Source organism: Neolewinella sp. (assembly GCF_965214665.1).
Taxonomy (GTDB): domain Bacteria; phylum Bacteroidota; class Bacteroidia; order Chitinophagales; family Saprospiraceae; genus Neolewinella.
The window spans coordinates 1,246,388-1,270,350 of the sequence record NZ_OZ243970.1; the positions used below are offsets into that span (position 1 = coordinate 1,246,388).

The window sequence follows — 23,963 nt, forward strand, 5'->3', positions numbered from 1 at the left end:
TTGGAAGGGATACGCCCGAGTGGGCCGGCAGGTTCTCCGCTAAAAGGGCAGTCGGTCTACGTCCACGTTGCCGCCGGTCAGGATGATGCCGACGTGCTTGCCGCGAAACTGTTCAGGGTAGCGCAGTACGGCCGCCAGGGGGACCGAGCAGCTGGGCTCCACGATGATCTTCATGCGCTCCCAGATCAGCCGCATGGCCGCTACCGTCTCCTCATCGGTGACTACAAATATCTCAGAAACGTGGCGGTGGATGATCGGAAAGGTGCGCTCGCCCAGGTGGGTACGTAGCCCATCGGAGACCGTATGGTTCGTCTCATTGACCTCGATGCGGCCGCTGCGCAGACTGCGGGCGGCATCGTCTACCCCCTCCGGCTCTGCGCCGCACACCCGGGCGCGTAGACTGAAGTAATGGGCGGCCAGGGCGGTACCGGCCAACAAACCGCCGCCGCCCACGGGGGTAAGGATATAGTCAAGTGTATCGTCCGTATCCTCGATCAGCTCCATGGCCGCGGTGGCCTGACCGGCAACGACACCGTAGTCGTCGAAGGGGTGAATGAAGGCCGCCCCGGTACGGGCCACGACCTCCTCCAGCGCGGCCTGCCGCTCAGTGGGCGTGTTATTGCAGTAGGTGATTTCGGCCCCGTAGCCCCGTACGGCGGCCACCTTCACGCGAGGCGCGTCGTGTGGCATCACGATGTAGGCGGGCACGCCCAGTTGCTGGGCGGCGCTCGCTATGGCCTGGGCGTGGTTGCCACTGCTGTGCGTAGCTAACCCCCGCTCCCGCTGCTCCTCGGTAAAGCGCAGCGCCGCCGAGGCTCCGCCCCGCATTTTGAAGGCCCCGATGCGCTGGAAGTTTTCGCACTTGAAGGACAGGCGCGCACCGGTCAGCTCATCTAGACTCCGATTGGTGAGTATGGGCGTACGGTGCACGAAGGGGTGGATGGCCTCGTGGGTCACCAGCAGATCGGCCTGGGTGGGCACGCGGTCCAGGGGCGGTAGTTCGATCATGGCGTGGGGTAGCGACTACGAATCCAGGTGACGGCCTCCTCCAGCCAGCCGCTCACCGGGGCAGCCAGCTCGCGGGCCGAGCCGAAGCCGTGACCCCCCCTGGCGTAGATGCGCAGGTCGGCCGGTACGCCGTGGGCGATCAGCGCCTCGTAGTACCGTAGGGAGTTCTGCGGCAGCACGCCCGTATCGTCCGAGGCGTGAAAGAGAATCGTGGGTGGGGTCAGCGAGTCTACCTGGGTGGGTAGATTATAGTACCTGATCCGCTGCGGATCGGGCGCCTGCCCCAGCAGGGCTGCCTGACTACCCGCATGCCCGCTATCCGCGGCGCTCATGATTAGTACCGGGTACACCAGTATACTGAAGTCCGGACGAGTGGTCAGACTATCTTCCATCCGGGCGTGCACCGACACCGACCCGGCCAAATGCCCACCCGCCGAAAAGCCCATCACCCCCACCCGATCGGCCCGGTAGCCCAGGCTATCGGCCAGCCGCCGCACGCTCAGCAGGCCCTGCTGAGCATCGTCCTGCGCTACGTGATCCTTACACGGTCCCTCAATGCCCTGCGGCAGCCGGTGGCGCAGCACGAAGGCATGGTACCCCCGGGCGCTGAGGTAACGCGCAATATCGGTCCCCTCCAGGTCGTAAGCCTCGATGGTATAGCCGCCGCCGGGAATCACCAGTACCGCTTCCTGACTAGCACTGCGGGGCACGGGGGAGAAGTAGATCAGATCGGGCACCCGGACGGCAGTCACAACCTCCCCGATCTCGGCATCGTAGTGCGACGCGTCCGCGGCCACCGCATCCACACAGGGCACCTCCCCGCTATAGAGCGGGATCACCGGTTGCTGGGCCAGCACAGCACAGGACAGCAGTAGGCAGAGCAGCACGCGCATGAAGTTATTGTTTTACGTAGGCACCGTCGACCAATTGAAGAATATAGGCCCCGGCATAACCCGCCGCCTGCGCCCGGTTGCGGGCGGCTTCGGCCTGGGAGATGGTCTGTAGTCCGTCAAGGTAAAAAACGGTCAGCGCATCGCGCTTACTTTCGCCCAGCATTCCGAGCCGGGTGGCTGCCGCTCGATCAAAGTTCTCCGGCTTAGCAAACGCACCGAGCTGCACACGGAAGGGGGCCAGTACGGCAGCAGACGTATCCGGGGGCGCGGCCGCAGGTGCACGCTCCGTGGATGGGCCACCACTCACCGTCTGGGGTACCGGACCCTGGCCGACTACGACAAAGCTACCTGCGTAGCCTAGGTTCTGGACCTGCTGGGCGGCAGCGAGCGCTTCATCACGGGTAGCAAAGTTTCCCACGCGGACTTTGTAGCGGTCGCCATCCCTGATATGGTACACCTCCCCAAGGGGGGCAAGCTCGTTGTAGGCGGAGAGCTGGGGCTCGGCAGCCACGCTAGCCACCTGGACGCTAAAGTTTTTCGCTACTACTGTGGTGACCATACTCGGATCAGCAACCGCTGCTTGGGTATCGGTCGGCGCATCCGTGGCGACGGTCGGCGCGGGTGGTGCGACCGCCGCTGCGTAGGTACGTTCAATCGGGAGCACTAGGATGTTGCCGAACGCATCGGGAGCGGGATCCACCGCCGTGGTGACCGGAAAGGTGATGGACTCGTAGCCTTCCCGGTTTACCTCGACGTCGTAGACGGTCTGGGGTTCCACTTCAACGTAGTAGGCACCCTCGGCATCGGTCTGGGCGGTAGCGGCCTGGCCAGAGCTGCGCTTGGTGATTGCTACGCTGGCTCCGCTGACGGGGCCGCCGGTCCTACTATCGCTGACATAACCACGTACCGTACCGAAGGGGACCGGCTCTCCTACCCGCACGCCCCTGGGCACGCCGGGTTGGGGCCCGGTGGCCAGGCCGTCCCCCACCGGTGCCGTAGCCGCCACGGCGGTGGCCGGCCCGGGCATGGGCTCAGTAAAGCGCACACTGTAGATGTCTTCCATACCCCGACCACCCGGCCGGTTAGAGGTTAAGTAGCCGAGTCGCTGTCCTTCATCGTAAACGAAGCCGTAGTCATCGCGGGGACTATTGACCGCGCCGCCGAGGTGAAAGAGTGCCGTCGGACGGTTAGCATCGTTGAGTGCGGCGCGAAAGATATCGTAGGCACCAAGTCCGGCGTGCCAGTCGCTGGAAAAATAGAGGCTGCTGCCGTCGAAGTAGGGCGTAATCTCATTACCCTGACTGTTGACCGTACCGCCGAGGTTTTCGGGCACGGTTTCCCAGTTGCCATTGACCTGACGCGCGCGGTACAGGTCGTAGCCACCAAATCCGCCGGGCCGGTCACTGGCAAAGTAAATGGCCTGTCCATCGGCCCCGAAGGTGCCAAAGCCGGTACTGTAGCCATTGCCATTAAAGGGCAGGGGGCGTACGTTATTCCACATGCCGGCCTCGCTGACGTCAGCGAGCAGCAGACTCATCTGGATGCCCGCCTCGGGCACCATGCGCGTTCCCGGCGTGAAGGAATTACGGGTAAATACGACCTGACTGCCATCGGGACTATAGCTCACGGGGCCGGCACTACCTCCCCGGCTGACGTAGCCCGTAGAGAGTGGTACCGGAGCTTCCAGTGCTCCCAGGGTGTTCTGCTGCACCAGGTAGGGTTTGTTGTCCGCTACGCCACTGAAGCCCTCCGCGATGCGTGAGCTGGAGAACACAACTTGGTCCGGCCGGGGCGTGGTAGGTCCGAAGTCCGCCTCGGGGCTATTAAAGGGAGCGGGAGCTACGCTGTAGCCGGCCGTTTCGTTCTGCTGGCTTACGGCAAAGTCGATACTGGCGGCGTACTGGGTACCGACGGTTTGGTCCGCCTCACTGGCGTAGGCTTCGAAGAGGGGACGTGCCAGCGCGTACTCGCCGAGGGATTTAAGCGTCTGGGCGTATCCTAGTAAGGTAGCCGGCTGCACCTGGCGGTCGCCGCCCTGCATGGCTCGTTCGTAGTACGTCCGTGCGGTGTCCAGCTCGTTGAGCATGCGGTAGGCATCGGCGATGCGGGAGAGGGTCTCTAGGTCATCCGGACGCTCGGTCAGGGCGCGCCGGTAGCCCTCGATGGCCAGGGTGTAGGCGCTCAATTCGTAGGCCTTGTCGGCGGCCCGCTTCTCGGTACGAAACTGAGCGGCGAGGGGCACGGTGAGGCCCGTAATCACTAGCAGCAGCAGGGTAAATCGTATGGTCATGGCTGTTCGGTAGGTCGCTGTAAACATAGCTTTTTTTAGCCGGGGCGGTGCCCGACGGGGCATCCAGCCATTCCGCCTAAACCCCTATGCAGTAGCATCAGTTAATGGAACTATGGCCGAAGAGAAGGACGAGAACTTTATCAACCCGATCGACGGGGAGAAGGTGGCCCTTAATCCCCACCTGCTGCCCTACGCCCACGAGCGCGGAGGGGCGACGATCAAACCCGTGGACCGCGGCAAGATCAAGGGCCTGGCGATGCGCGCGATGTACGAACAGACGGACATGCAGCTCGACCAGATTCGGGCCCAGATTGAGCTACTGGCCCGGCAGGCCAACGAGATCCAGCAACGGATGACGGTTTCGGAGCGCATCTACGAGGCGGAGATGCGTATCGATCCCATCGTATCGCGTACTTACTACCTCTATGAGCGCTCGAACGGGACGAACGTACTGAGTCTGGTGAGCCCAGCGGAGTGGGGCGCGCGGCCGCCCTATGACTACATCGCTACGGTAAAACTACTCGGGGATCACACCTGGGAGGTAGTGGAACGTCGGGAGTAAGATTACCTTCGTCGAAAAGCCCCCCGATGCGCGTTGACGATGCCCTAGTATTGCGGCTAGCTAAACTGGCCAAGCTCGCACCGCCCCCCGAACGCGTGGAACAGCTGCGCGGCGATCTGGTCCGCATCCTGGACATGGTAGAAAAGCTCAACGACCTCGATCTGGATGGAGTCCAACCCCTACGCTACGTCACCGACAGCGAGCAGGTACTTCGCCCCGATACGGTCGGACCGCACCTCGACCGTGCTACCGCACTGGCTAATGCTCCCGATTCCGACGGGGAGTACTTCCGAGTACCCCGCGTCCTTTAACCGCTTATTTCCCCCCGCCCATGTCTACCGTCATCGATATCACCAGTCTCACCAAGACCTACACCATGGGCCATACGCAGGTGCGTGCCCTACGGGGTATCGACCTGCAAATTCAGACCAATGAGTACGTGGCGCTGATGGGTCCCTCGGGCTCCGGTAAGTCAACCCTGATGAACCTTCTGGGCTGCCTGGACACGCCCACAGCAGGTACCTACCTGCTGGATAGTAAGGACGTATCCAAGATGGACGATACGGAGCTAGCCAACATCCGTAACGAGAAGATCGGTTTTGTCTTTCAGACCTTTAATCTACTACCGCGGCAGACCACGCTAGAGAACGTGGCCCTACCCCTGGTCTATGCCGGACTGGCCAAGAAACAACGCCAGGAACGGGCCGCCGAGGTACTCGATAGCGTAGGGCTAGGCGACCGCCTCGACCACCGCCCCAACGAGCTTTCGGGCGGACAGCGGCAGCGGGTGGCGATTGCCCGGGCCCTGGTCAATCGGCCGGCCATCATTCTGGCCGACGAGCCTACGGGCAACCTAGACACCAAGACCTCGATCGAGATCATGGGCATCTTTGAGGAAATCCAGAGTCGGGGTAACACGGTAATTCTGGTGACCCACGAACCGGACATCGCCGAGCACGCCCACCGCATCGTGCGCCTGCGCGACGGCGAGGTAGAGAGCGACGAGCGTAACGCGCACGTGATCCGGGCCAGCGACCCCACCCACCGCTACAATCAGGCCTGACACCTATATTTGCCCGCCTAGTCAGTGGGAAAGTATATATGAATCAACGTACCATTGCCAGCACCGTCTCCATCAGCGGGGTGGGCTTGCATACGGGTCAGGAGGTTAACCTGGTCTTTAAACCCGCCCCCACCGGCCACGGCGTCAAGTTCAAACGCACCGACCTGGCGGAGCAACCCCTGATGAATGTCGACGTCAACCGCGTGGTGAGCACCGAGCGGTCCACTACCCTGGGCGGCGGTAACGCCACGGTCTCCACCATCGAGCACCTGCTGAGCGCCCTATCGGGCCTCCAGATCGACAACGTCCTCATCGAAATCGACGGCGGCGAGGTGCCCATCCTCGACGGCAGTGCCAGCCCCTTTGTCAACCGCCTCCTCGAGGCCGGTACCGAGGAGCAAGATACGGCCCGCGACTACTTCGTCGTGGAGGAACCGATCACCTTTCGCGACGAGGCCACCGGCTCCGAGATTGTGGCCCTGCCCTACGATGGCTTTGAGGTGGTATCGATGATCGACTTCGATAGTCCGGTGCTGGGGCAGCAGTACGCTACCCTGCGGGGCTACGAGGATTACGCCGAGGAGATTGCCCCCTGCCGCACCTTCGTATTTCTGCACGAGCTGGAGGCCCTGTTCGAGCACGACCTGATCCGCGGCGGCGACCTGACCAACGCCATTGTGATCGCCGACCGTCACGTACCTCAGCCGCGGCTGGATGCCCTGGCTAAAAAGATGGGCAAGGAAACCGTAGAGGTCACCGAGCAGGGAATTCTCAACACCCTGGACCTTAAGTTTCACAACGAGCCGGCCCGCCACAAGCTGCTCGACGTGATGGGCGACATCAGCCTGCTGGGCGTACCCATTCGCGGCCGCATCCTGGCCACCAAGCCCGGGCACCGGGTGAACGTAGCCTTCACTAAGCTACTCAAAAAGGCCTACCTCGACCAGCGCCGTCTCAAGGGAAGACCCTACTATAATCCCAACGACGAGCCGGTATACAACGTAGAGCAGATCCTGGAAATCATGCCCCACCGCTACCCCTTCCTACTGATTGACAAGATCATCGAGATGGGGAAGGACTACATCGTGGGCCTCAAGAACCTCACCTTCAACGAGGCCTTCTTTCAGGGGCACTTTCCCAGCAACCACGTCATGCCCGGCGTGCTACAAATCGAGGCCATGGCCCAGACCGGCGGCCTGCTCGTACTTACGCAGCAGGAGGACCCCGGCAACTGGGATACCTACTTCCTCAAGATCGAAAATGCCAAGTTTAAAAACTTCGTGGTGCCGGGCGATACGGTGCTCTTCAAGATGGAACTGATGGCACCGGTGCGCCGGGGCATCTGCCAGATGCGCGGCACGGCCTACGTGGGCAACAAGCTGGTCTCGGAGGCCGACCTGGTGGCCCAGATCGTACGACGAAGTTAACCCCCCGCCCGGGGGGGGGCCGCCCTATCTACTCACCATCCAACGCTATTCATGTCCATTCATTCCCTGAGCGTCGTCCACCCGAATGCCACACTTGGTGCCGGTGTCACCGTAGGACCCTTCACCACCATCGAGGAGGACGTTGTCATCGGGGAGGGCTGCGAGATCGGCCCCAACGTCACCATCTACTCCGGGGCCCGGCTGGGCCAAAACGTGCGCATCTTCCCCGGAGCGGTGATCGCGGCCATTCCGCAGGACCTGAAGTTTCGCGGAGAATACTCCACGGCCGAAATCGGTGACCACACCACCATCCGCGAGTACGTGACCATCAACCGGGGCACGGCCGCGGCCGGCACCACCCGGGTCGGTAACCACTGCCTACTTATGGCCTACGCCCACGTAGCGCACGACTGTATCCTAGGCGACTACATCGTAATTGCGAATAATGTGAATCTGGCCGGACACGTCGTGCTGGAAGACTACGTCATCATCGAGGGACAGGTCGGCGTGCAGCAGTTCGTGCGCATCGGCCGGCACAGCTTCATCGCCGGCGGTAGTCTGGTGCGCAAGAGTGTGCCGCCCTATATCCGCGCCGCCCGCGAGCCACTCAGTTACATCGGGGTCAACCGCATCGGACTCCAGCGGCGGGGTTTCACCATTGCCCAGATCAACGCCATTCACGAGATCTACCGGATCCTCTTCGTCAAGGGGCTCAACATCACCAATGCTGTAACGGAGATCGAGGCTTCCGTACCCCTTTCGGACGAGCGCGACGAGGTCGTGAGCTTCATCGGGGCCACGGAGAAAACAGGGATCATCCGCAGCTTTCAGGCCCTAGATAATGGCAACTGAGCTGCCGCCGCTGACGATCACGCTCACCGGGGTATCGAAGCGGTTTGGCCGGGAGTGGGTACTGCGGGAGCTGACGCAGCACTATCAGAGTGGCACGATCTACGGGGTCGAGGGCCGCAACGGTTCCGGGAAGTCTACGCTGCTGCGCCTACTTGCCGGACAGCTGAGTCCCAGTCGGGGCAGCCTTAACTATACCCTTGCCGATTGCCCCCTTGCCGTCGCCGAGGTGTACCGATTCGTGAGCTGGACGGGACCCTATCTGGAACTTGTCGAAGAACTCACCATCGAAGAGATGCTCCGGTTTCATTTCGGGCTTAAACCACTTACGCCGGGACTGACCATCGGCGGGGTGATGGAGCGGATCGCACTCGGGTCCTTTCGCCGCCGTACCCTACTGGACTGTTCCTCCGGCATGCGGCAGCGGGTGTTGCTGGCCACGGGGCTCTACGCTGCTACCCCCTTGCTGCTGCTCGATGAGCCCACCGTCACGCTGGACCTAGCGGCGGCTAACTGGTTCGCTACCGAGCTAGCGCGCTATTCGGCCGGTCGTCTCGTAGTAATCGCAAGTAATGACGCGCGGGATCTGGCCCTATGTAGCAGCGTGCAATCGCTGTAACGAAGACCACTACCCGCCAGATTTCGCATATTACACCCGCGCCAATGGCCCCGTACGGATGTTCTTCAATTACGCGGAAAAAAATACGCCCTTTACCCTGAGTCCGGAGAGCCTGGACTGGCACCTGGCGAAGGGCTGGTACCGCATGGGGTCTACCATTTTCACGACCCATTTCCTCTTTTTCAAGAACCGGCCGTACTCCGCGGTGTGGATTCGCATCGACCTGCAGCCCTTCGCTTTTTCCAAGAGTCAGCGCCGTCTGCTCCGCAAAAACGCGCAGTTGTTCGAGGTAGCGGTAGCGCCCCGGGTCATTGATGAGGAGCACGAGGAGCTGTATGACCGCTACGCGGCGGACTTCGATGGCCGCCTATCCCCCACCATTGCCGATAGCCTGGAGGATTACGACGGAGATGTGGTCTTCAATACCTACGAAGTCAGTGTGCGGGAGCGCATCAGCGGCCAACTGGTGGCCTGTAGCTACTTCGATCTTGGCAACGACTCGGCGGCCAGCATCCTGGGTATCTTCGATCCCGCGCTGCGTACGTTCAGCCTGGGCTATTACACCATGCTACTGGAGATGCAGTACTGCCTGGATCGGAATATTAGATACTACTATCCGGGATACGTGGTGCCGGACTACCACCGCTTCGACTACAAACTACGCCTTGGTCCGGCGCAGTACTATGACGTGCGTACGGAGAGCTGGCGGGCCTACCGCAGTCTCGATCCACTGCGCGACGGACCCGTGGAAGCACAGGTGCATGCCCTCACCGGCCTGGTGGAGCAACTTAGGCGGAGGGGACAGACCAGTACGCTAAAGATTTATCCGCTCTTTGAAGCAGGCCTGTACGATATCTGGAATGACGATTACTATCCCTATCCCTACCTCGTCCAACTCAGCGAACTAGCCGGGAAGAGCATTTTTGTAGTTGCCTACGATCCCAAGGAGAGCAACTACTTCCTACTGGAGTGTCGACACATGGCACAGACCCAGTTGCTGTTCAACGCGGAGTACCTGAGAACCTTCCACGCAGATGGTTTCGTGACCGATCTACTAGCGGTACGCCGCCTCTTGCTTAAATCACCGCAGGTGAGCTACGTAGCCGACGTGTGTGCCACCTTACGGGGGGGACAGCAGCAACAAGCTTAAGCTTTCGGCATTTCGGGAAGTTGGCACTCCTCGTCGGGGGCCTTACCGCAGACATCGCACTTACCGCCGAGTTTCTTTTGCAGCATGGGATTGTTGCTAGAGCAGGTGCCGCGGAACTCATTACCGGTGACAATGTGACGCAGGTTGATCAGCAGGAAGCTGATACCAAATACAGCGAAGATGACGGCGAACAGCGTGACAAAACTCATGCGATGGCGGGTTGTGGATACGAAGATAGAACGACTGGGGCGGTGGCTGGGTTGCACCCACGAAAAGAGGGTTTGAACCTAAGTTCAAACCCTCCGGAAAAACACCTAAAACCCATATTCATCAGTTGAGAGACGCTAGGCGAATTCGTACACCGCCGCCTTTCACCGGCGGCTTCGTCGTTGGGACGGCACGAAAAGCGGAGAGTCACTACAACTTTTAGCTTTTTGTCGATTCAAATATATGTAAGCACATACGTAGGGAAACACATTTTGTGTTTGGTGACGAACGATTTTTTTCCCCACTCGTCGTAACTGGCTGTCTTATGAACGGTAATATAACGGCTTTAGACCTTTGGACGCAAGCCTGGGACCTAATTTTAGCCGGGGCGGACAGCGGAGACCATCCCTTCGGACTCACCTACGTGGCTAGTGTCGGCGGTCAGGGCGTACCGCGACAGCGTACCGTCGTGCTCCGCAGCGCCGACCGCAAGCTCGCCGAGCTGCGTACGTATACCGACCGTCGCTCCATCAAGGCCCACGAGTTGAAGGCTAACAACCTGGTCAGCTATCTCTTCTGGGATCCCGACACCCGCATCCAGTTTTCCGGCCACGGCCCCACCCACTGGCTACCGCGTGCCGAAGCCCGCGAGGTATTTAACCAGCTGCCCAAGCACGGTCGTAAGGCCTACGCAACGCAGCAGCCCCCCTCTACCCCGCTCGAGCGGGCCGACGACGGGCTCCCTCCCGACTGGGCGGAACTGTCGCAGCAGCAGACCGACTACGCAGTGGCTAACTTCGGGGTGCTGGTCACGCGGATTCAGTACGCGGATGTGCTGCGGCTAGATCGGGAGCAGAACCTACGCCTGACAGCATCCCGCAGTGGTAATGATTGGACCCTCCGCTGGATAGTTCCTTAGTTTACTACGGAAGCGGCCCGGTAGAGTGCCTGCCAGTCCCGACCGGTCAGCGCCTCCACGGGTGGCATTTTGCCGTGACCTGGTGCCGGTGGCCGGTGGGAAGTTGGGCGAGGGACACCACCTTGGTCATGGGAGAGTGTTTGGGGCTAGAAAGGACTACTCCCGCCCTTAGTTCACACCACCTGGATCCGGGCACCCGCACCGGCCTGGCGCATCTCGCCCAGCGGCTGTACGGGGTGGCCCGCGGCGGCACAGCGGGCGGTAAAATCAGCCACCCGGTCCGGTGCTACGGCTACCAGCAATCCGCCACTGGTTTGTGGATCGGCGAGGAGCCACTTGGCCCGCTCGCTACCTAGTTGCACCTGCTGACCGTAGCTCGCCCAGTTGCGCTGGGTACCCCCCGGAATGCAGCCCTGCTCCAGGTAGTAGTCAAGTACATCCGCATCGATCAGGGGAACGGCGGCTAGCTCCACCCGGGCGGCGGTGCTACTAGCGGCGCACATTTCGGAGAGGTGACCTAGCAGGCCGAAGCCCGTGACGTCCGTCATGGCGTGCACGTAAGGCAATTTGGCCAGTACCGGTCCGATGTGGTTCAGACGTACCATTTGTTCGGTGGCCAGCATGGCGTCGGCCGGCCGCAGTTTTTTCTGCTTCTGCGCGGTGCTGAGGATGCCTACGCCGATGGGTTTGGTCAGAAAAAGGACGTCACCGACCTGCGCCCCACCATTTTTTTTCAGGTCCTTGATGGCTACCCTACCCGTGACGGCCAGCCCGAAGATCGGCTCGGGACTGTCGATGCTGTGTCCGCCAGCTAGGGGGATACCGGCGTCCGCACAGGCCTGATGGCCACCCTCCACGACCTGTCCGGCGACCTCGGCCGGTAGCTCGTTCACCGGCCAGCCCAGGATGGCGATGGCCAGCAGCGGCGTACCCCCCATGGCGTAGACGTCGCTAATGGCATTCGTGGCCGCAATGCGGCCGAAGGTCAGCGGATCGTCGACGATCGGCATGAAAAAGTCCGTGGTAGAGATGACCGCCGTGCCATCGCCGAGGTCATACACCGCCGCGTCGTCGCGTTCGGCGTTGCCCACCAGCAAGTCCGGATCGGGCCGGGAGGGGGTGGTCTGGGCTAGGATAGTATCCAGTATGGCCGGCGCGATCTTGCAACCGCAACCCGCGCCGTGGCTAAATTCCGTGAGTCTGATCATCCTAAAACTGCCGGAGGCTCTCGTCGCGTTCGTCCCGCAGGCGCTTATTCTTTCCCTTAATGCGTTCGGCGAGTTTGACAGCGGTGTAGGCGTTGGCCAGTCCGCCCGTAGCCGACAGCTCGGAGAAGTTCACGGTTTCGCCTTCCGCACCGGGCCGGTTGACATCCAGGTTGACGGGCAGTGCACTCTCCTCGATAATCTCCTTTACCTGCTGGGCCTTGAGGTCGGGAAAGTAGCTGCGCAGTAGCGCGGCAATTCCCGACACCATGGGAGCGGCCATGGAAGTACCATCGAATTTGGCGTATTTATCATCCGGTATCGTAGAGTAGATCTGTTCGCCGGGGGCAAAGACGTCCACATACTTCTTGTTGTAGTTGCTGAAGGGTGCGGCCAGTGCCGGTCCGTAGTCACTACTTGCTGCTCCCACCTCGATCCAGGTCTTACCGGTACGCTTCTTGCCCTGGTAGGTATCGTTGGGAAAGTTGTTCGTCAGGTCCAGCAGTTTACCGTCGTTACCGGCGGCGTGCACCATCAGTACGTCGTTTTTCTCGGCGTACTTCATGGCCGCGTCCACCTCCTTCTTGTAGGGGCTCTGTCCCTTTCCGAAGCTCATATTGATCACCTTCGCGCCATTGTCCACGGCGTAGCGGATGGCGTTGGCTACGTCCTTATCGCGCTCATCCCCGTTGGGCACGGTACGGACGCTCATGATGCGCACGTTGCTGCCCCCTACCCCATTGACGCCGATATCATTTCCTCGCTCGCCGGCAATGATGCCCGCTACGTGGGTCCCGTGGGCGGCATCGGGGCCCTCCACGTCGTTGTTGCCGTAATAGCGCTCGCTCAGATTATTGGGGTCATCGCCTACGATACTACGGGCGTCGTAGTCCGGATTATAGTTATACTTCAACTGTCCGTCGAAGTACTCCATGGCCCCCTCCAGCTGCTCGTACAATTCGGCAAAGCTTCCCCCGCCGGCCGTAGCACTTGCTACGACGTTCTTCACCATTAGGATACCGGGGTCGTCGCTTTCGAAGGAGGCAACGTCCTGGGCGGTGACCTCGTCGGCCGACTTGTCCATCTCCTGTAACATATTATCTACGGCCTCTTTGATCATGCCGTACTGCTGGGCGGTGGGTCCGAGCTCCTTCTGCTTGGCCTCGATTTCTTCTTTGTAGGCCAGGTACTGGTCGTACTCCGCGCGTTCCTTCTTGCTCAGTCCCTCGCGGTTGCGGTTGTTGTACTTTGCCTTCAGCTGGTTGTAAAGGCGTACGACCTCCAGATTTTCGTAGTTCACGTTTTGTCCGTCGGCCCCTCCGATGAAGTTCCAGCCGTGTACGTCATCGACGTAGCCGTTCTTGTCGTCGTCCATGCCGTTGCCGGGTATCTCGTCCTCGTTCGTCCAGATCACGTCGGACAGGTCCTCGTGCTCGATATCCACCCCGGAGTCGATCACGGCCACCACCACGGGCTCCGCTTTTTTACCGGTCAGGTAGGCGATGGCCTTATCGGCACTCACGCCGGGGAAGTTATCGTCGGTACGGTCCAGGTCCCACCAGTTATTGGGGGTTTCGGTGACGGCGGTCTGGGCCGTCAGGCATAACGTGGTGAGTAAGCTGACGGCAAGAATTAATCCTCTCATTTGGTTCTGTATTTGGTAAGGTGGGGCGGCGGCGCGCCGGTGCAACACCAGTAGTTCAGGCAACAGAAACGGCTAAGCCTCCGAAACGTTGGTTAGTAAAACCATAAAACCCCGGCGACCCTCCTGGGCCACCGGGGTTGGCGGGGCGTACTAGACCGGTATTCTAGTGTTGTACCACGATGCGTTGGCGGGCGTACTCCGTGCCGTCGCGTACCGTAAGTAGGTATACGCCATTGGGTAGTGCGCTCAGTTCGAGCTCACCCCTGGTACCGCTCACGGTACGGTTACTCAGCAAGCGACCGTGGAAGTCGTGTACTTGGAGGGTGGCCGTACGGAAGCCGCCAAGGTTATAGCGTAGGGTGCCCCCGGTCGGATTAGGACTCACGGTGAGCCAGTCGCCCAGTTGGAGCGACGGCCGCAGACCGGTGGAGATGATGTCGCCGAGCAGAGCGGTACCAAACAGGCTGGGGTTTTTGTAGCTCTCGTCGATGGTGGCAAACCAGGCGAGTTTACCGTCGTTGCCACCCTCGCCGGCGTCATCGTCTATACCGTGTACATCGAGTCCGATGAAGGTGCCGGCGGTAGGGTTGATGCCCAGCGCGGTCCATGGGATGTAAGCCTCTACGGTGTATCCACCTTCCGTGAGTCTGATGGCACTACGGGAGCCGGCCCCCAACTGATTTTTGGTATCGTAGATCGTGTCCTGACCGTAGCGGATTACGATCTGGTGGTCATTGTTATCGTAGGTAGTCGCCTTTTCGTTGCGGGCATCGATGTAGATCTCTACCCCGTCGTCGTCGTACCAGTTCTCGCTGTCGTTGATGAGGGTATCATCGGTTACCCCGACGATGAAGTAGAGTCCGCTGGTGTCCCAGAGTGCCCGCCAGTTGGCGCTAAAATCTTCCGCATCCGATATACCAGGCTGTACCTCGTTGAGCATGGCGTAGACATCAGCCCGGTCGTAGGCCTGATCGATCTCACCGTCGATGGTAATGCTTGCGTCGGTACCCGCGATGATGGGCGGGGCCTCAACTTCGACCAGCGTAAGCAGGCCGAAAAGACTCGGATTTTGGTAGGAGAGGTCTTGATTGGCCGCCCAGGCGAGTTTGCCGTCGCGATCTGGGTCGTCCGCTCCCCCATCGTCATCGTTAATCTGCACGTCAAACCCGATAGTCAGGCTGTCGGTGGGGGTGACGCCGAGCAGGGCCCAGGGAATAGCAAACTCAACGGTGTATCCACCGGCAATGTCGACGACGGCCGCCTCGGCACCCGTCACCTCGCCGGTGGTATAGTTGATGATGGTATTGCCATCGCCGTAGCCGACCAGGAACTGCCGGTCGTCGGCGTCATAGGTGGTACCCCCGGCATTGTTACCGTCGAAGTAGAATTCCACGCCGTCATCCTCGTAGGCGTTGTCACTATTGTTGCTTAGTGAGTCGTCCTGTACGGTGACGAACACATACAGCATCTCGTCGGTGTAGGCGGAAGTCCAGTTGCCGGATAGGTCGGCCCGATCGGCAACCTCGCCGACGGTGAGTTTAATGATCTGCCGGCTGGCTCCGGTGTAGAGGCCGTCTTTAAGGCCGTCAACGCGTAGGGGGGAAGGCGTCGAGACCGAGAATCCCTGTAGCTGGCGGTCGGCGGGCAGCGGTCCTACGCCCGCTACGGGTCCTTCATAGGCTCCGATGTCGACGATGCCGTCGATGGGCCGGGCTACGCCGTTCAGGTCGGCAGCCGGGGCCAGGTCGTTAGCTCCCTGATCGATGGCCGGACTCGTAGCCCGTAGACCAAAAAACTGCTTGAAGTCATCGACGGAGGTGAACTCAAAAGTTTGGAAGAAGGTCGAGTCCTGGGCCTGGGCGAACTGGGGGAAGCTTTGCCGGTCCTCGGTGACGAAGATGTTCTGCGTCTGTTCGGGCTCTTGTCCGCTAAAGACGACCCCGCCCAGCAGGAGATTATTGGCCAGTATCACCTCGCCGTTGCCCACCGTCTGCGAGCTAAAGGCCTGGCTCCGGTAACCGGATTCGCTCACCATCAGGTTATTGTACACCTCGGCCTCGCCTCCGAGCACCTGGAGAATGATTTCACCGGTGTTAGCGGTGATCCCCTCCAGGACGAAGTTGTTGTGGTAGCTGGTGTTATTGCGGATCGTTACGTTTTCAACTTCGAAGGTCTTGATGCCCGCCCCGCCGTTGCTGAACACAAGGTTGTTTTCGACCACGGTTTGGGCTACGTAAGGGGGCGTAGTGTTCTCCTGGCCCCCTAGACTCTGGGTATTGTTGAAATCATCGAGGATGATGCCGTTACCGTCGGTGGGCACGCTGAAGCCAAGGGGCGCAAAGGCCAGGCGTACCTCGTTTTCGAAGCTGACGTTGTCCTTAATCAGGATGTGTACGCCTTCATTTTGATCGAGCATCCGGGGTTGGTAGATGCTGATGCCGCTGCAGTTGTAGGGACTGAAGCGGGCGTTATCGCGAGCCACGTTGCGCTGAATGGTCAGGTAATCGGATTCCCGGCCGCTGATGCCGCCACAGCCGCAGTCGTGCACGTAGTTGTTTTCCAGGGTGACGTAGTCCGAGCCGAAGATTTGCAGTCCGGTGGCCGAGTTGGTGTCCCCACTGCGGCCCAGGCTATAGATCTCGAAGCCCTCGACCTTGACGTGGGTGCTGTTTTCGATCCGGAGGTTAATGTTGTAGCGGATATTACCCTCGATCTTGGCGCCCCAGGGGTTGATGGCTTTTACTACGGTGGTTGCATCCTGCGCGCCCCGCACATTTAACACCCGTAGGTTATTCTCTGCGTAGATGCCGTCGGCCACCAGCAGACTGTCACCGGGGATAAGTTGGCTCAGTCCGTAACGGAGAGTACGAAAGGCGCCCGCGGGCGTGAGTGCGTCGCCGGGGTTATCATCACTGCCGTCGGGGTGAACGTACAGCGTCGTGGGTAGGGTGCGCTCCGGGACGATCTGCTCGATGGCGATACTGTCGAGATAGATGGTGGTAGTATCCGCGCCGACGGCGAGCAGAATCTGGAGGAGCCGGTCGGTTTGATTTTCGTCAATTGTCGAGACGAAGGTGTTGGAATAGGTTTGGTACTCGGTAGTGAAGGCTAGGTTAGCGAAGGCGTACTGCGGTCCGTCGCTACCCCCGAAGGTTCCCCGCTGGCGGCTGGTGAGGATAAGGGGAGCGGTTCGGGGTGCATTTGCGCGGTACCTAAAGGCAACGCGGTAGGTCTGTCCGCCTACATCATCCAGGGCGAAGGCTTGGTTAATTTCGAAGCCGGCGTTATAGGGACCGGCCTTGATGGAGTCCAACTCGATGGCAAAAGCATCCTGGCAAACGGCGGCGGCATCCGCTACCTCGCTGAGGGTGACTCCCCCGTAGCTCGTGAAGGCATTTAGGTCATTAAAGGTAGCGTCTTCTCCCCCGCAGGGCCCGCCGACCTGTTCCATGCTAAAGTCGTCGATGTAGATGGGGGCGAGGTTGTCGCCATTCATCCACAGCTGGTAGAGCATACTGTCCTGGCTACCACGCGAAGCGACTACCGTATCGAACTGCTGGTAGGTGGTGGTGGCCCGGAGGTCTTGTTCAACTAGTGCTGGGCCGCCGGCGCTATTATCCAGGGCACGGGGGATCATCCGGTAGTAGATAGTACGCTCTACCTCCGACCGGTAGCGGAACCGGACCCGGTACTCACTATTGGCGTTAAAGCGCGGACTGGTGGCCTGGTTGATTTGTAGTCCGGCGCTGTAGGGGCTGCCCTCGAGTACCTGGAGATCGGCCGAGATGGCGGTGCCACAGACAGCGGCCTCGTCCGCGACCTCGCCGATAACCTGCGGGGTGCCGCTGGAGGTGTAGCCATTCCATAGGCTGGGGTCGTTGTAGGGGCCCTCCGCGCAGGCTGTCTGGGCCCTACTGAACTGGGGCAGGAGTAGGGTGAGGAGGAACAGAACAAGGTGTGCGCCGCGGCGGGGGCCTCCGGCAAGCTGGGTAGCGTTGGTCTTCAAAGTGCTAAGTTTGGTATGGGTGTAGTTCTGGGAGGGGTACTCCGCCGTATTGCATGATTGGCCAGCTAATATAGCGGAACTTGTTAGGACTTGGGGTAGCGAAGTGCGTTAGATTAGTGTCTAAAGGAAGAAGTGGGTCGATTAAATCGGTTGCAGGGTGAAATGGAGGGCTCAATGCGGGCAGCAGTGTGGCCGACCTGTGCCGTGAGCACCAGATCAGCGCCCCTACCTTCTACCAGTAGAAGAAGGGCTTAGCTCATGACCGATGCGATCTGGCAGCTGGACAGCTTTAGAAGTGTTCGTCAGACCTAACCATGCAAGAAAGCGGGGCCACCGCCCGCAGCCGGGGCATGAACCAAACCAGCAACCAGCAACCAGCAACCTCCACTATCGACGACGGGGCAGCGTGGCGGCATGGGCCAAAACCGACCAGCGGGAGCTTTTGGCCCATTGTCCGCCGGGAAGGCACCGTCTTCAATCGAAGCGACTTTCACCGAACTTCCCCAGCCCCGGTTAACGATGGCGCATTGTTGGGCGAGTGTGTCTCCCTAGTCCGTGATGGCTAGTCTTTTCTCCAGACCGACTTCGACTATCCTGCGTAGCGTGGACAGTTCAATATCGGAACGGTTATTCTCAATTCGGCTAATATAGCCCTTGGACGTTCCTACGCGGCGCGCTAGTTCTTCCTGAGTTATACCAACTCGCTTACGCGCAGCTTTGAGCTGCTCGCCGATGCGGTTCTGCCGTTCTCGCCTTGCATCTTCTGTACTCGATGTGTACAGCATACCGGGGTCAAGATCAAACATAACTTCAACCGACTTAAGTAGTCAGACAGATTTAGTTTAACTTTCTTACTTTGCGGCATGAATGTACGCCACATCACCCTAAGCGCGGAAGAGCACGCTGCCTTACTGCAGGGTTGGAAAACCGGTAAACGCCACCCCTTCCGCTCCCGCTGCAACATGATTCTGCTCAGCGGTCAGGGCTACAACGCCACCGAGATTGCCGCCCTGGAGGGGGTAAGCCGCCAGACGGTAGCCCACTGGCTTAACCGCTACGAGGCGGGCGGTATTGCAGCGCTACACACGGTCAAGGGACAGGGTAGGCCCCCCATCGTGCGCCACGATAACCAGCCCCTGGTCGATAAGATCGAGGAGTTGGTCGAGCGCTATCCCCAGAAGATTGATCAGGCCCTGGCTGAGATTGAGACCCTTACGGGTAAACCCATGTCCAAAAAGACGCTGCAGCGCATCCTAAAAAAAACGGCTGGCGGTGGAAACGCTTCCGCCGTAGTACGGCCAAGCGGCCGCCGGCGGCGGCCGAAGTAATTGCGCAGGCTAGGGACGCGCTCAAGGCTTTGTTTGCCCTGGCCGTGTTACAGCAGATCGACTTACGTTTTGCTGATGAAAGTGCGTTTTGCCTGGAGCCCAATGTCCCCTACGGCTGGATCCGGGTGGGCGAGCAGCATGGCATCAGCAGCAGTAAAGCCGGTAAGATCAATGTATTCGGCCTACTCAACTACCGGGGCGACCTGACCAGCTACACCACCCGGGGTCGCGTCGATAGCGCTCAGGTGATCGAATGGATGGAGGACTTTGCCGCTACGCTCCAGCAACCCACCGTAGTGGTCATCGACAATGCCCCCTGGCACACCTCGGCGGCCGTAAGCGCAAAGATCGGGGAGTGGAAAACGCGGGGGCTGGAGCTGTTTTTTCTGCCCCCCTACTGTCCTCATCTCAACATCATCGAAACCCTGTGGCGCAAGATGAAGCACGAGTGGCTACGACCACAGGACTTCAACAGTGAGGCTGAACTGCACCAGCGGATCGAGGCTATATTGGACGGTTACGGGGAAGGGCTGTTCGACATCAACTTCAGTATAGATCAAATGTTAGTATAAATTTGTCTGACTACTTACGTCTCCCGAAGCTGACGTCTCTATCAGCCTCTGACTTTCTAAATCTCGTAAGTATGTACCTAGCTCTCTTCTCGATATGTTTACATTTCCGGCGAGTGTCTTTACCTTTTCTGCAGGAACAGTTGCGTTAAAATCAGTTGCGGACAAGGCAGCCAATAATTTTCCAGCTTTCCCAGCATCTGTGATTTTCACAAACGTAGGGTTACGAGTAAATCCATCAAGCTTATTGGTATGATGGATTACCCAGGCACCAACTTTGGTAGGTTCAAGTGTCATAAGTATTTAACATTATATGGACTAGGAAGAAACCAACTTCTTTCGGTAAAAAGTTGCAAGAACAGTCGACAATCTTAACTAAGAATTGTCCGGTGAGAGTTTGGTTTGCCCAAATCCCTATATAAAATGACGATAGACGCTCACAAGATAGAGCTTTTAGACAGCTTTAAATCACCCACCCTTCCTACACTGCTATACATGAGGGCTAGCTGAGCGGTCCGGCGGGAGTAGGAAAAGTGAGTGGATGTTGGTACCTTTTGGATTACCACATCTTGAAAGAACCAATGACTCATCCACTCTTGGACCAAGTTAAGGCAAGCTGCCCGGACTTACCCGATCACCTGCTCAACAACCTGTTCATCACCGCCCAGAGCATCTACCTAAGCCGTTCGTGCAACCTGGCCAGGGCCAAGGATTTCGTACCCCAGGTGATCGGTTCGGCGGCCGCGGCTAAGTCCCGTCCGCAGGCTAACTACACCCGCCTGATTCGCACGGTGAAAAGCGCGGTAAGTGAGGAGTTTTACGATCAGGTCCAGCGGGCCCTGCATCACTTCCGCCTGGCGATGATCAACTGTTTCTCCAAACGAGCGATTCGCCGGGCCAAACAACTGGTGCTGGACGGTACGTCCTGGGGTTGCCGTGATGGGCAGGTGCACCTGATGACCCTGGCCCTGGTCGTAGACGGGGTAGCCGTACCCATCGCCAGCATCGATCTGGCCAAGAAGGGTCACTCCTCTCAGCAAGAACGGGCCGCCTTACTGGCGCGAGCCGCCGAGCAGTATGATCTGGCGGGCATGACCTTACTGGCCGACCGGGAATACATTGGCCAGGAGTGGTTCGCTACCCTTGCCGAGTATGAAATCAACTTTGTCATCCGCCTTAAGGCCGGTATCTACCATCAGGCGATCAACGAAAGCCGGGGCAAGAACTGCCAAGGGATGTGCGCTAAACTGCGGCGGTGTAAGAAGAAGGCACGTATCAGTAAACCGATTCAGTTGGGCGGAAAATCCTTTTACTACGTCGTGGTACGTAACCCCAAGGCCGACCATCCCGACGAGGACGAGTTTGTCTTTTTGCTCACCAGTCTACGACGTGCTGACCAAGCGCATAAACAGTACAGTGTGCGCTGGAGTATCGAGGTCACCTTCGGTCACCTCAAGACCAACGGTTTTGATCTGGAGGCCATGCGCGTAGAAGGCACCGCCAAGCGGGAGCTACTGCTCCAACTGGTCAGCCTGGCCTATATCTGGATGTGTGCCCAGGGGCTGAAGTTTTATCGCAAGTATCCCACGAGCCGACAGACCAAGTGGGATGGCAAACGGCAAGTCAGGACGCTGGTCCACTCCATTTTCCGCCAAGGAATGAGTTGGGTGATCATCCAACTAGCCAAACCGGCGGCGCTATTGCGAAAGGTCGCTAACAAAATCGACCGGATTCATAATATCCCCTGGGCTCATGTATAGCAGTGTACACCCTTCCTTTAAATATAACGTAAGCTTTTAGGGACTACTAAACTTACTTTGGTTTGTCAGTGCGGCCTAATGCCGCATTTCGCCCAACGAGGGCGCCGCCGCAGCCGGGGCATGAGCAAAACAATGCGACCAGCAATTTCTGTATTCAACAAGGGGGCAGCGCGGTGGCATGGACCAAAACCGACCAGAGCGTAGCGCCGGGAGCTTTTGGACCATTGACGCCGTGCTGACACCGTCATCAATCGAAGCAACTAGGCCCGAACTTCCCCAGCCCCGGTTGACGATGGCGCATTGTTGGGCGAGTGCTATTTCTTCTCCGTCAGCGTGTTCAAACGAATGAGCTCTAGATCAAGGTACTCGCCTACAAGATGATCAAAATCTTTGTCAGTAGTCAATAGGGTTAGATCGTAGTGACTGGCCGTTGCGGCGATCCACAAATCGTTCTTGCCCATATTTTTAGCAGCAAACTTCTGGCCGCCTCGATCTATCTTCCCTTGACTGTATGCATCAATGTCTCCATACTTGGAGATAATCTCATCATAATCGATCCCAATAGTGGCGATGCCCGATAGTATCTTTTCAATCTTGTCAATTTTCCTTTGACCTAACTTATTCTTCTTGATTAATGCATCGAGCTCACCCAAAGTGACGACTGAAATATATAGATCGTGATCACCCCCAAACAGCTGATATTTCGTCTCTATCTGCTTGGCGTAATCCTTATCTCTGCTATAAATAATTACAATATTCGTATCGAGCAGGTAATTCATTTTGACTAATCTATGCTCGCTAATAATTCTTCAAGTGATTGATCCCACTCTTCATTTTGATTCATTTTAGCAATCTCATCAAAAGACAGTGGTGATATATTTTGTTGACTCCTAATTATTTGCAGATCAACTTGATGCTTCAGGTCAATAGTTCGGGGTTTGTCTCTGGTTGACTGGCCATGTTCGGGGTTCACTAGGTCCCCTTGAGTCAATTTGTTATAGGCATGCCTTAGCTTTTTCGTGTCATCCGTTTGCATGATGACATCAATCAGACTGTACCTAAGTTCTCTTAAATTGACCATGAGCTATTCAGTTAGTTGCTTTGATCAACGCGGATCGAATGTGCTAGGTTTGAAGGCGTTGACCAAAGCTCAGCGGGTGTTGTTGTTCGTGCCGGTCTAATGCCGGCATGTCGCCCAACGAGGGCGCCGCCGCAGCCGGGGCATGAGCAAAACAACGCAACCAGCGATCTCTATCCCCGACAAGGGGGCAGCGCGGCGGCATGGGCCAAAACCGACCAGCGGGAGCTTTTGGCCCATTGTCCGCCGCGCTGACACCGTCATCAATCGAAGCAACTAGGCCCAAATTTTCCAGCCCCGGTTGACGATGGCGCAATGTTGGGCGATGTTCTCTTTTGTTATGTCCTCAGTCCTGCGGGTGTGCCAGTCCTGCTCACGCTAATCTTCCTGCATCCGCTTCAGTGCCAGGGTATATATTTTCGGAGACAACCTGAAACCACGCACTAGCAGCTCATCTAGTTTATCCTTACCCGAATCAATGAGCCCCCTTTCTTTGGCTTTGATGATCACTCCTACCAGCCCGGTAATCTTCAGCCCTAGTGCTAGAGCTTGTCGTCTTCCCTTGCGCTCATCGATGATCAGTAAACAGTTTTCCTGAGTAAGGGCTAGTGCAATAGCGCTCGCTTCACCATTATCAAGTCTGGAAGCTAACGATCTGAACACCGTGCTATCGTAACTGTCGTTGACAATTAACCAGGGGGTCATAACTGAGGCCTCATCCTGTACAATAGTAGTCACTTCTACCCTACCGTAAAGGTCTTTTAACAGATGTAACGCGTCGATACTTGACAGACCGATGAGCGTGCTGGCATCGGATAATACTACTCGTTCAGGCATTGGCTACATCCTCTAGTAGCTCATCTTCTTCAGTCTGGAATGCAGAAACTCCGTACTTGCCGAGTAACTCAATGAAGGACCTACGGCTCAAATCCACCATTTTTGCGCCTTGACCGGTGGTGATTAGGCCCTCGTCATACAACTTACTGGCAAACATCATCTTTAGGTCAAACTCAGTAGCCGTGAGATCAGCGGGTAGTTCTACGTGGAGTCCCATAGTGTATGTGTTTTATGAAGTTGAACAAGACTACCTTCTGAGAAGTTGGCAGCTATGCCTGCGCGGTGCAACGATGCGTGCTACCTACCATCTGAGATCCATGTACAAAACGAAGCAATTAGTATGTACTCTCACTAAGGGGGCAGCGCGGTGGCATGGACCAAAACCGACCAGCGGGAGCTTTTGGAACATTGTCCGACGGGATGACACCGGCTACAATCGCTAGCGAGTAGCGTGACTCTGCCCATTTTTACCATCAATCGCCGATTTTGCCCTGTATTTCTGTTCTTACGGGTTTTTGTCATTTTGTGGGTTTGGTAGTGCCGGCCTA

The 23,963-nt window shown here is 58.3% G+C and carries 22 protein-coding genes and 1 pseudogene; 11 read left to right on the plus strand and 12 right to left on the minus strand.

Annotated elements, in window-relative coordinates; genetic code table 11:
* Positions 1 to 39: 39 nt before the first annotated feature.
* The 3 genes from ACOOHD_RS05595 to ACOOHD_RS05605 are packed head-to-tail and all read right to left on the minus strand — an operon-like array spanning position 40 to position 4,191.
* Positions 40 to 1,008: a threonine ammonia-lyase gene (locus ACOOHD_RS05595; protein WP_420460590.1), complete on the minus strand. Its 969-nt coding sequence runs from the start codon at positions 1,006 to 1,008 to the stop codon at positions 40 to 42.
* Positions 1,005 to 1,901 (minus strand): alpha/beta hydrolase, encoded by an 897-nt coding sequence (locus tag ACOOHD_RS05600; RefSeq protein ID WP_420460591.1) that lies wholly within the window; start codon positions 1,899 to 1,901, stop codon positions 1,005 to 1,007. Before ACOOHD_RS05600 ends, ACOOHD_RS05595 begins: the two co-directional genes overlap by 4 nt.
* Before the next feature lie 4 nt (positions 1,902 to 1,905).
* Positions 1,906 to 4,191: a carboxypeptidase regulatory-like domain-containing protein gene (locus ACOOHD_RS05605; RefSeq protein WP_420460592.1), complete on the minus strand. Its 2,286-nt coding sequence runs from the start codon at positions 4,189 to 4,191 to the stop codon at positions 1,906 to 1,908.
* Positions 4,192 to 4,303: 112 nt separating this feature from the next.
* Between ACOOHD_RS05605 and ACOOHD_RS05610 the strand changes: the two genes are divergently transcribed.
* Genes ACOOHD_RS05610 through ACOOHD_RS05640 form a run of 7 tightly spaced genes read left to right on the plus strand, consistent with a single transcriptional unit; the run spans position 4,304 to position 9,861 of the window.
* Entirely contained in the window at positions 4,304 to 4,753 is a 450-nt protein-coding gene (locus ACOOHD_RS05610) for a DUF2452 domain-containing protein (protein WP_420460593.1), read from the plus strand.
* A 26-nt stretch (positions 4,754 to 4,779) separates the two neighbouring features.
* Positions 4,780 to 5,064: an Asp-tRNA(Asn)/Glu-tRNA(Gln) amidotransferase subunit GatC gene (gene gatC / locus ACOOHD_RS05615; RefSeq protein ID WP_420460594.1), complete on the plus strand. Its 285-nt coding sequence runs from the start codon at positions 4,780 to 4,782 to the stop codon at positions 5,062 to 5,064.
* A 20-nt stretch (positions 5,065 to 5,084) separates the two neighbouring features.
* Complete coding sequence (locus tag ACOOHD_RS05620; RefSeq protein ID WP_420460595.1) at positions 5,085 to 5,816, plus strand: ABC transporter ATP-binding protein; 732 nt, start codon at positions 5,085 to 5,087, stop codon at positions 5,814 to 5,816.
* Positions 5,817 to 5,854: 38 nt separating this feature from the next.
* Positions 5,855 to 7,243, plus strand: a complete 1,389-nt coding sequence (locus ACOOHD_RS05625; RefSeq protein ID WP_420460596.1) for a bifunctional UDP-3-O-[3-hydroxymyristoyl] N-acetylglucosamine deacetylase/3-hydroxyacyl-ACP dehydratase — start codon at positions 5,855 to 5,857, stop codon at positions 7,241 to 7,243.
* Between the two features lie 51 nt (positions 7,244 to 7,294).
* Entirely contained in the window at positions 7,295 to 8,095 is an 801-nt protein-coding gene (gene lpxA, locus ACOOHD_RS05630) for an acyl-ACP--UDP-N-acetylglucosamine O-acyltransferase (protein ID WP_420460597.1), read from the plus strand.
* Positions 8,085 to 8,711 carry an ABC transporter ATP-binding protein gene (locus tag ACOOHD_RS05635; RefSeq protein WP_420460598.1) on the plus strand — a complete coding sequence of 209 codons (627 nt, stop codon included), beginning with the start codon at positions 8,085 to 8,087 and terminating at the stop codon, positions 8,709 to 8,711. The genes lpxA and ACOOHD_RS05635 overlap by 11 nt, the downstream gene beginning before the upstream one ends.
* A gap of 58 nt (positions 8,712 to 8,769) precedes the next feature.
* On the plus strand, positions 8,770 to 9,861 hold the full coding sequence (locus ACOOHD_RS05640; protein WP_420460599.1) for an arginine-tRNA-protein transferase: 1,092 nt from the start codon (positions 8,770 to 8,772) through the stop codon (positions 9,859 to 9,861).
* Here the strand turns inward: ACOOHD_RS05640 and ACOOHD_RS05645 are convergent.
* A complete protein-coding gene (locus ACOOHD_RS05645; RefSeq protein WP_420460600.1) occupies positions 9,858 to 10,070 on the minus strand; it encodes a hypothetical protein in 213 nt (70 codons plus the stop codon). The two genes, ACOOHD_RS05640 and ACOOHD_RS05645, sit on opposite strands and share 4 nt — an antisense overlap.
* Before the next feature lie 323 nt (positions 10,071 to 10,393).
* On the opposite strand from ACOOHD_RS05645, the gene ACOOHD_RS05650 reads away from it, so the two are divergent.
* Positions 10,394 to 10,987, plus strand: coding sequence for a pyridoxamine 5'-phosphate oxidase family protein (locus ACOOHD_RS05650; protein WP_420460601.1), 594 nt, complete (start codon positions 10,394 to 10,396; stop codon positions 10,985 to 10,987).
* 173 nt (positions 10,988 to 11,160) lie between these two features.
* Here the strand turns inward: ACOOHD_RS05650 and selD are convergent, their stop codons facing one another.
* The 4 genes from selD to ACOOHD_RS05670 all read right to left on the minus strand — a co-directional run bounded on the left by selD (position 11,161) and on the right by ACOOHD_RS05670 (position 18,649).
* On the minus strand, positions 11,161 to 12,195 hold the full coding sequence (gene selD / locus ACOOHD_RS05655) for a selenide, water dikinase SelD (protein ID WP_420460602.1): 1,035 nt from the start codon (positions 12,193 to 12,195) through the stop codon (positions 11,161 to 11,163).
* 1 nt (position 12,196) lies between these two features.
* Positions 12,197 to 13,837 carry a S8 family peptidase gene (locus ACOOHD_RS05660; RefSeq protein WP_420460603.1) on the minus strand — a complete coding sequence of 547 codons (1,641 nt, stop codon included), beginning with the start codon at positions 13,835 to 13,837 and terminating at the stop codon, positions 12,197 to 12,199.
* 163 nt (positions 13,838 to 14,000) lie between these two features.
* Positions 14,001 to 17,843: a sugar-binding protein gene (locus tag ACOOHD_RS05665; RefSeq protein ID WP_420460604.1), complete on the minus strand. Its 3,843-nt coding sequence runs from the start codon at positions 17,841 to 17,843 to the stop codon at positions 14,001 to 14,003.
* Between the two features lie 548 nt (positions 17,844 to 18,391).
* Positions 18,392 to 18,649 carry a helix-turn-helix domain-containing protein gene (locus ACOOHD_RS05670; protein ID WP_420460605.1) on the minus strand — a complete coding sequence of 86 codons (258 nt, stop codon included), beginning with the start codon at positions 18,647 to 18,649 and terminating at the stop codon, positions 18,392 to 18,394.
* A gap of 156 nt (positions 18,650 to 18,805) precedes the next feature.
* On the opposite strand from ACOOHD_RS05670, the gene ACOOHD_RS05675 reads away from it, so the two are divergent.
* From ACOOHD_RS05675 to ACOOHD_RS05685, 3 genes and pseudogenes are all read left to right on the plus strand, one after another.
* A complete protein-coding gene (locus ACOOHD_RS05675) occupies positions 18,806 to 19,171 on the plus strand; it encodes a helix-turn-helix domain-containing protein (protein WP_420461407.1) in 366 nt (121 codons plus the stop codon).
* Positions 19,159 to 19,743, plus strand: a pseudogene (locus tag ACOOHD_RS05680) (IS630 family transposase); the annotation flags it as partial. The gene ACOOHD_RS05675 and the pseudogene ACOOHD_RS05680, both read left to right, overlap by 13 nt.
* Positions 19,744 to 20,321: 578 nt before the next feature.
* On the plus strand, positions 20,322 to 21,500 hold the full coding sequence (locus tag ACOOHD_RS05685) for a transposase (protein ID WP_420458460.1): 1,179 nt from the start codon (positions 20,322 to 20,324) through the stop codon (positions 21,498 to 21,500).
* Between the two features lie 314 nt (positions 21,501 to 21,814).
* Here ACOOHD_RS05685 and ACOOHD_RS05690 read toward each other — a convergent pair whose 3' ends face one another.
* From ACOOHD_RS05690 to ACOOHD_RS05705, 4 genes are all read right to left on the minus strand, one after another.
* A complete protein-coding gene (locus ACOOHD_RS05690) occupies positions 21,815 to 22,279 on the minus strand; it encodes a type II toxin-antitoxin system VapC family toxin (protein ID WP_420460606.1) in 465 nt (154 codons plus the stop codon).
* A gap of 5 nt (positions 22,280 to 22,284) precedes the next feature.
* Positions 22,285 to 22,581, minus strand: coding sequence for a hypothetical protein (locus ACOOHD_RS05695; RefSeq protein WP_420460607.1), 297 nt, complete (start codon positions 22,579 to 22,581; stop codon positions 22,285 to 22,287).
* 375 nt (positions 22,582 to 22,956) lie between these two features.
* A complete protein-coding gene (locus tag ACOOHD_RS05700) occupies positions 22,957 to 23,415 on the minus strand; it encodes a DUF3368 domain-containing protein (RefSeq protein WP_420460608.1) in 459 nt (152 codons plus the stop codon).
* Entirely contained in the window at positions 23,408 to 23,632 is a 225-nt protein-coding gene (locus tag ACOOHD_RS05705; RefSeq protein WP_420460609.1) for a UPF0175 family protein, read from the minus strand. The genes ACOOHD_RS05700 and ACOOHD_RS05705 overlap by 8 nt, the downstream gene beginning before the upstream one ends.
* Positions 23,633 to 23,963: the final 331 nt, after the last annotated feature.

What these genes read in the sequence shown, in the direction of transcription:
- ACOOHD_RS05675 (WP_420461407.1), top strand. Translation starts at nt 18,806, where the DNA reads ATGATTCTGCTCAGCGGTCAGGGCTACAACGCCACCGAGATTGCCGCC.
- ACOOHD_RS05670 (WP_420460605.1), bottom strand. Translation starts at nt 18,649, where the DNA reads ATGTTTGATCTTGACCCCGGTATGCTGTACACATCGAGTACAGAAGAT.
- ACOOHD_RS05685 (WP_420458460.1), top strand. Translation starts at nt 20,322, where the DNA reads ATGACTCATCCACTCTTGGACCAAGTTAAGGCAAGCTGCCCGGACTTA.
- ACOOHD_RS05640 (WP_420460599.1), top strand. Translation starts at nt 8,770, where the DNA reads ATGTTCTTCAATTACGCGGAAAAAAATACGCCCTTTACCCTGAGTCCG.
- ACOOHD_RS05645 (WP_420460600.1), bottom strand. Translation starts at nt 10,070, where the DNA reads ATGAGTTTTGTCACGCTGTTCGCCGTCATCTTCGCTGTATTTGGTATC.
- ACOOHD_RS05625 (WP_420460596.1), top strand. Translation starts at nt 5,855, where the DNA reads ATGAATCAACGTACCATTGCCAGCACCGTCTCCATCAGCGGGGTGGGC.
- ACOOHD_RS05635 (WP_420460598.1), top strand. Translation starts at nt 8,085, where the DNA reads ATGGCAACTGAGCTGCCGCCGCTGACGATCACGCTCACCGGGGTATCG.
- ACOOHD_RS05695 (WP_420460607.1), bottom strand. Translation starts at nt 22,581, where the DNA reads ATGGTCAATTTAAGAGAACTTAGGTACAGTCTGATTGATGTCATCATG.
- ACOOHD_RS05620 (WP_420460595.1), top strand. Translation starts at nt 5,085, where the DNA reads ATGTCTACCGTCATCGATATCACCAGTCTCACCAAGACCTACACCATG.
- ACOOHD_RS05660 (WP_420460603.1), bottom strand. Translation starts at nt 13,837, where the DNA reads ATGAGAGGATTAATTCTTGCCGTCAGCTTACTCACCACGTTATGCCTG.
- gatC (WP_420460594.1), top strand. Translation starts at nt 4,780, where the DNA reads ATGCGCGTTGACGATGCCCTAGTATTGCGGCTAGCTAAACTGGCCAAG.
- ACOOHD_RS05610 (WP_420460593.1), top strand. Translation starts at nt 4,304, where the DNA reads ATGGCCGAAGAGAAGGACGAGAACTTTATCAACCCGATCGACGGGGAG.
- ACOOHD_RS05605 (WP_420460592.1), bottom strand. Translation starts at nt 4,191, where the DNA reads ATGACCATACGATTTACCCTGCTGCTGCTAGTGATTACGGGCCTCACC.
- ACOOHD_RS05600 (WP_420460591.1), bottom strand. Translation starts at nt 1,901, where the DNA reads ATGCGCGTGCTGCTCTGCCTACTGCTGTCCTGTGCTGTGCTGGCCCAG.
- ACOOHD_RS05690 (WP_420460606.1), bottom strand. Translation starts at nt 22,279, where the DNA reads ATGAATTACCTGCTCGATACGAATATTGTAATTATTTATAGCAGAGAT.
- selD (WP_420460602.1), bottom strand. Translation starts at nt 12,195, where the DNA reads ATGATCAGACTCACGGAATTTAGCCACGGCGCGGGTTGCGGTTGCAAG.
- ACOOHD_RS05700 (WP_420460608.1), bottom strand. Translation starts at nt 23,415, where the DNA reads ATGCCTGAACGAGTAGTATTATCCGATGCCAGCACGCTCATCGGTCTG.
- ACOOHD_RS05705 (WP_420460609.1), bottom strand. Translation starts at nt 23,632, where the DNA reads ATGGGACTCCACGTAGAACTACCCGCTGATCTCACGGCTACTGAGTTT.
- ACOOHD_RS05595 (WP_420460590.1), bottom strand. Translation starts at nt 1,008, where the DNA reads ATGATCGAACTACCGCCCCTGGACCGCGTGCCCACCCAGGCCGATCTG.
- lpxA (WP_420460597.1), top strand. Translation starts at nt 7,295, where the DNA reads ATGTCCATTCATTCCCTGAGCGTCGTCCACCCGAATGCCACACTTGGT.
- ACOOHD_RS05650 (WP_420460601.1), top strand. Translation starts at nt 10,394, where the DNA reads ATGAACGGTAATATAACGGCTTTAGACCTTTGGACGCAAGCCTGGGAC.